Below are 6,111 nucleotides of genomic sequence, written 5' to 3'. Positions count from 1 at the left end.
GAATCTGGAAAACTCCTTATGAGTGGCTAAGCTATTACAATTTTCAAAGAATACATTTAACTCTTAATGGGCTTACACCTCAAGAGAAATACCTGCAAAGTGTTACCCTTGACTGTTAACTATACAGTTCTTGTTTTATTTTCAGCAGCCAAAGTCAAAATAACTAAATAAAGCTTTTTCTTCTCACTTTTTTATGATAAGCAATCGCAAAACGATGCGCTTCGCTGGTTATTCTTCCTAAAAGATTTTTATCATTTATAATATTTTTTAAATCATTTGAAAATTTGGAAATTGGAAATTGTTTAGAAATTAGAAATTGGAAATTAGAAATTTTACGTGTGGGTCCTTTGGCGACAGCAATTACCGGTATTTCCAGTTTTAATTCGCGCGCTAATTTATCATACATACTAAGATGTCCTTGTCCTCCATCCAATAATATAAGATCCGGTTTTGGCCAATTATTATTAAATCTTCGCATCAAAACTTCCTTCATCATTCCCACATCATCCGCGCTTGAAACAGTTTTTATCTTGAATTTTCGATACTGCGATTTGTCCGGTTCATTGTTTTTAAAAACTACCATCGATCCGACCGCGTATTGTCCGGAAATATTAGAAATATCATAGGCTTCGAGGCGAATATTTAATGACTGATTGCTGATTGCTGATAACTGCTCATCTTTGGATATTAGCGCAATATCGCGAATATGATTCAAAGCAAATATTTTATTCCTGATTTCCCCCGCCTTTTCGAACTCATACTTTTTAGAAAAATCTTGCATCTCTTTTTCCATTTTTTTAACCAAACTTTTTTTCTTTCCTTCCAATATCATTTTAATATTTCGGATATTTTTGAGATATTCTTTTCGGGAAATCGCTCCAGCGTGCGGTCCCGGGCAAAGTCCAATTTGGTAGTCTAGACAGCCTTTTTCCGTTTGTTGTCTAAGCGAATGATAGGGGAAAATCTTGCGAATAATTTTAAGCGCAATTTCCAATTGTTTTTTAGAAGTGTACGGACCATAATTATATTTGATAATATTCTTATTTTTTTCTAAATCGGTTCTTCGAAAAATTAAAATTCTGGGAAATTTTTCTTTGGTAATTACCGCATAACTGAACGATTTGTCATCTTTTAAATCAACATTATATTTCGGCTGGTATTTTTTGATTAAATTGGCCTCCAAAATCAACGCTTCCAAAACCGAATCGGTTTCTCTAGTTTCAATTTTCGCAATTTGAGAAATAGCATATTGCACCGGACGATTTTCAATTCTTCCATTGAAATAAGAGCTGACTCTGTTTTTTAAGTTAGTCGCTTTGCCAATATACAAAATTATTCCGGTTTTATCTTTGAAAATATAAACGCCAGAATTAGAAGAAAGTTTTTTAATATTATTATTCGACATCATCTGCATAAAAATGTCATCTTGAGCGAAGTGTCGTCGCGACACGGAGTCGAAAGATCTAATTAGATTCCTCGACTCGCTATCGCTCGCTCGGAATGACACAACTTAAAAAACTAAACAATTCCCAATGAAACCAGCTTTTCCCGACATCTTTCATATATTTCTTTTCCTTGGGGCTCAGGAAGAAACGCCAGTTCAGTGTCATTGGCTTCAATTATACTGCCAGTCTTGTGCGTTTTGGGATTATTGGCAATCTTTTCTCTCTCTATTCTCCGAAGCAAATTTTCAATGAAATTGAATCTCAGAAGCCTTTCCCCGCATTTTCTAATTACCTTTGAAAAACGACTGTCACTGACCATCTTTGGGTTTCTAGCTTCGGAAATTTCGAAATTAGGTTTGAACTTTTTTATCCATGAATTTCTAATCTGAAACTTTCTAAAAGTTTTAAAACCAAAAAAAGGAATCATAAAAGAATACTCATTGGCGGAAAATAAATTGACTTCAAACGGCCTCCCTTCAATATTTATTTTTAAAGATTCATCAGTAATAAAATAATTAAGGCAAATTCTATTTTTTATTTTATTGCCGTATCTTCTTTTCCCTATCATATGAATAAAGACAGTGACTAAAGTTCTTCCCGTCCATATTTTGCCTTTCTTTAATATCACAAAAAGATCCCAATCGCTATTCCTGCTAGTGTTTTTCATAGCCATCCTTCCGGTCGTCGCAATCATTCGGACAAAAGGAACAAATCTCAAAAAATAGACGACCCTTCGAAGCTTTTTTAATTTTAAGCAAGCAATCTTATTTTTTTTGAGTCTGCTTTCAACTAATTCTTTTCGCCCTTCCATAAAATAAAATCCTCGATATTCTTCAATGTATTTTCTTGCTTCCCCGCTTTCTAAATTATTCATAACATCCAATAATGAAATCCCGAATAGCTTTTCCTGTTCACTGGCGTCCTGCTCGCTGATTATTGCAAGATGTTTCCAGACCTCAAAAGCCGTCAGGGGATAATTTAGTTCGTCATAATAGACAATAGCGGCAATTATCTGTTTTTGGGCATTATTAAGCATTGAATTGTATTTTAGAGGTATATTTTATAATAAGACCAGTAAAAAAAATTTGCAAATAAAAAAACCTGATTGCTTATAAAGCGCCTAGGTTTTTCTTTCCCTAAAAAATATTGTTTCATTATTCCTCTTTTTTCTTTTCCACCAAATCATCCACAAAAACGCTCATTGCTGTTGTTATTGGAACTGACAAAATGGCTCCCAGCACTCCTCCTATTTTTGCTCCGATGAGAAGAGCTAGAATAACTACTATCGGATTAAGCCCCAAGGCTTTTTTCATTACCTGGGGAGTAATAATGTGCCCTTCAGCCTGTTGGATAATAACATAAGCAATCAAAATCAAAATTCCAGTAAGAGGAGAAACTAAAAATCCCAAAATTACTGCCGGAACAGCTGCAATTATAGGCCCAAGATAAGGCACTATCTCCAAAAGTCCTCCTAGAATTGCCAAGATTAAGGCATAAGGAATATCGAGAAAATACAGCGCCAAAAAATCAAGAGTAAAAATGATAAGCATTAAAAGCAACTGCCCCTGCATCCATCTTCCTATTTTCACATTTATTTTATCCGCCACAGAAATCGCATAATCATGATATTTCGAGGGAGTAATAGCGACAACAAATCCCTTCATTCCGTCTTTTTTTACTGAAAGATAAAAAGCAAGAGACAAAATAACGACTATCGAAATAAACCCGGAAAAAAATCCAACGGTCGTAGAAAATATCGATAAAGATGATTGAGTAAGTTGCTTCCCAATATCTTGAAACAAGCTTTGTTCACTAAAAGAAACATTGTGTTCTTGGACATACTTTTCCAATCCCCTGAAAGCTCCCGTTATTTTTTCCGCATAAACCGGAAAATTCTGGGAAAAATCCTTGGCTTGCTCAACAATAGGAGGAATCAGAAAGTAAATGATAGTTCCAATTATAGAAAAAAGGATGATATATATTATTAGCACCGCCAAAGATCTTGGAATCCTTTTTTTGTTCATCCAATCGACTATCGGTCCTATTGCCGCCGCAACAATAACTGAAATAAAAAGAATTGCCACAATATCCCGAATCATATACAAAAACCAGATTCCAAGAAGAATCAGGACTGTTCTGAAAATAATACCCGTAGAAATGTCGACTGTGTGTTTGCTAAGCATAAGCTTATATTTTTAGTATTTTTTCCAATTTTTTCCCATCCTTATGCGGTCCGATAACCGCCAGGTCGAGCTTCTTGTTTTGGAAAACATCTTTTGCTACCCTTAATATATCACTTTCCTTAACTTTGTCTATGTTTTTGAATATCTCCGGCAAAGTCATTATTTTCTTCTTTTTCACTTCCTGATCGACAAAAAACATTGCCACTTCATCCGACGATTCAAAACCCATCACGCTTTTTCCCTTGATAAAATCCTTGGCATTTTGGAGCTCCTTATTGCTTACTTTTTCAGTTGAAATTTTTCGGTATTCGTTTAAAATAGTTTCAATTGTGAGCTCCAGCTTATCATGATTCACTCCGGCTTGAGTTGCTAAAATTCCGCAATCTTCGAAAGCATCGGTAGAAGTTCTGACATGATAGGCTAGTCCTCTTTTCTCTCTGACTTCAATAAAAAGTCGACTACTCATATTGCCTCCCAAAATAATCGAAAGTAGTCCCAGAGCAAAACGATCTTTGTGATTAAAATTAAACGTTCTTGAACCTAAAAGAAAATGGGTCTGGTCGGTATTTTTTTGCTTAACTATCAGTTTCGGTTTTTTTTGATTCTCAATCACTTTTTTAAACTTCGGCTTCACGCCTTTTTTCATCCCGGAAAAATATTTCCTGGCCAAATCTAGAGTTTTTTTCTCATTAAATTTCCCGGCAATGCAAACCACCGAATCATTGGCCACATAAAAACGCCTGAGATAATCCATAAAATCTTTTCTCTTGAAAGCTGAGACAGTTTTTTTAAATCCAGCAACAGGAACTCCCAGTGGATTTTTTTTGTATAAAAGATCTCCTAAAACTATTTCCACATCTATTGTAGGAGTATCTTCATATAAGCTTATTTCCTGGATAATCGTTCCTTTTTCTTTTTCAATTTCAACTTCTTCTATTTTGGAATTCAAGAACATATCGGAAATAACATCCAAAGCTACTTCTGAATGCTTGGCATCCACTTTGGCATAGTAAGCAGTCTTGTCCACACCGGTAAAAGCGTTAAATTCTCCTCCAATAGAATCCAGCGTTTCGGAAATATCCAAAGTGGTCGGCCTTTTCTCCGTTCCTTTAAACATCATATGCTCGATAAAATGGGAAAGCCCGGCTTCTTTTTCAGTTTCATATCTCGACCCGACGCCGACCATCACCACCACCGTCACCGTTTCCGTGTTTTTCATCGGAACAGTCAAAATGCGAAGCCCATTGGGCAGGATTGTTTTTTTGTGATTCATAAAAGAATTTTTTAATTCTTAATTTTTGAATTTTTAAATAAATCTTAAATCTAAATTTTTAAACATTAAAAATTAGAAATTATTTATAAAATTAAAAATTACAAAATTTAAAAATTGATTTCTATTTTTTATTTCTTAATCCTACTAAACCTGATAAGTCCTGAACATGGCACAATTTCTATCCCTTTCTTCTGAAGCTCATCCAAAAACAAATTCATTCCCAAGGAATCGGAAGAGATGTGTCCAGCAATAACCACGTTGATATGATATTTTTCCGCTTCTTTTCGATTCTCTTCACTTATATGCATTCCAATTACCGTTCCAATTCCAACTTGCGAAAGTTTTTCATACATTCCCTTGCTTCCTTCAGTTCCTCCGGTAATTTCTGTCAACGCGATTTTTCCCGCCTTGCTATCCTCCGAACCGGTAAATATCATTGGCCCAAAACCCTTTTTGGCCGCTTCTTTATATTCCGGTATTTCCAAAAGTGATTTGATAATTTCTCCCACATATTCCGGCTTGTCTTTTTTAATTTTTTTGTCGACAAAGTTGGCTACCAAATTATCCGCGGGAGTATGGACATTTACGAAACCGATTTTCAAAAGTTTTGCCGAATCAACAGCTTTGTAATGATTAGCTGCGCTTACTCCTCGAGTTACTTCGCTGATTCTTATCTTCATCAAACTTTCGGCGATGTTTATCGGCACTCCATATTGAGCCAAGACGTCGGCCTGAAGATGCATAGCATCGTCCAATCCGGCCAATCCCATTCCAACCGGGTGATGTCCGATTACGGTTTCGATATCCAATTCCTCAGCCATCATTAATTCGGCCGTATCAATATCAATTCCTACCATCACTTTTTTTATATTTTTTTCTCCATTGTCAAAATGAATTCTGGTATCGGAATATGGATTGGTTAATTTTTCCGCGTCAAAAATTTCTTTTTTGTCCCTGGAAAGTTTTTCGTACTTTTCTCTGGTTCTCTTGAGTTCTTTCGCAATATGCTCTTTGGTTCTGAAATCGGATTTGATTCCCATTTCGATTGCCAGTTTGTAGATTTGCTGAAGGTTCATAAAAACTTTTCTTTAAAATAATTATCTAATTCTTCTATTTTAATTCTGCTTTGTTCCATCGTGTCTCGATCTCTAACCGTTACGTCCCCATTCTCTAAGCTGTCAAAATCGACAGTTACACAATACGGGGTTCC

At 35.5% G+C, this 6,111-nt stretch carries 6 protein-coding genes; all 6 read right to left on the bottom strand.

The window, feature by feature from the left end; genetic code table 11:
• Positions 1–163: 163 nt before the first annotated feature.
• A complete protein-coding gene (locus WC906_04885) occupies positions 164–1,414 on the bottom strand; it encodes a GIY-YIG nuclease family protein (GenBank protein MFA5777748.1) in 1,251 nt (416 codons plus the stop codon).
• A gap of 104 nt (positions 1,415–1,518) precedes the next feature.
• Positions 1,519–2,481: a hypothetical protein gene (locus WC906_04880; protein ID MFA5777747.1), complete on the bottom strand. Its 963-nt coding sequence runs from the start codon at positions 2,479–2,481 to the stop codon at positions 1,519–1,521.
• 118 nt (positions 2,482–2,599) lie between these two features.
• A complete protein-coding gene (locus tag WC906_04875; GenBank protein ID MFA5777746.1) occupies positions 2,600–3,628 on the bottom strand; it encodes an AI-2E family transporter in 1,029 nt (342 codons plus the stop codon).
• A gap of 4 nt (positions 3,629–3,632) precedes the next feature.
• Positions 3,633–4,901 (bottom strand): pitrilysin family protein, encoded by a 1,269-nt coding sequence (locus tag WC906_04870; protein MFA5777745.1) that lies wholly within the window; start codon positions 4,899–4,901, stop codon positions 3,633–3,635.
• A gap of 128 nt (positions 4,902–5,029) precedes the next feature.
• Complete coding sequence (locus WC906_04865; GenBank protein MFA5777744.1) at positions 5,030–5,977, bottom strand: NGG1p interacting factor NIF3; 948 nt, start codon at positions 5,975–5,977, stop codon at positions 5,030–5,032.
• On the bottom strand, positions 5,974–6,111 hold a 138-nt coding region (locus tag WC906_04860; GenBank protein MFA5777743.1), incomplete at its 5' end, for a His/Gly/Thr/Pro-type tRNA ligase C-terminal domain-containing protein. The genes WC906_04860 and WC906_04865, both read right to left, overlap by 4 nt.

This window comes from Parcubacteria group bacterium (genome assembly GCA_041657845.1).
In the GTDB taxonomy this organism is placed as follows: domain Bacteria; phylum Patescibacteriota; class Minisyncoccia; order Moranbacterales; family JAKLHP01; genus JAKLHP01.
Note: the sequence above shows the minus strand (reverse complement) of the source record. Positions and strands in the feature narration are given on the sequence as shown.

Excerpts from the sequence above, each read along its gene's own strand:
- WC906_04885 (MFA5777748.1), bottom strand. The coding sequence starts at position 1,414 with ATGCAGATGATGTCGAATAATAATATTAAAAAACTTTCTTCTAATTCT.
- WC906_04865 (MFA5777744.1), bottom strand. The coding sequence starts at position 5,977 with ATGAACCTTCAGCAAATCTACAAACTGGCAATCGAAATGGGAATCAAA.
- WC906_04875 (MFA5777746.1), bottom strand. The coding sequence starts at position 3,628 with ATGCTTAGCAAACACACAGTCGACATTTCTACGGGTATTATTTTCAGA.
- WC906_04870 (MFA5777745.1), bottom strand. The coding sequence starts at position 4,901 with ATGAATCACAAAAAAACAATCCTGCCCAATGGGCTTCGCATTTTGACT.
- WC906_04880 (MFA5777747.1), bottom strand. The coding sequence starts at position 2,481 with ATGCTTAATAATGCCCAAAAACAGATAATTGCCGCTATTGTCTATTAT.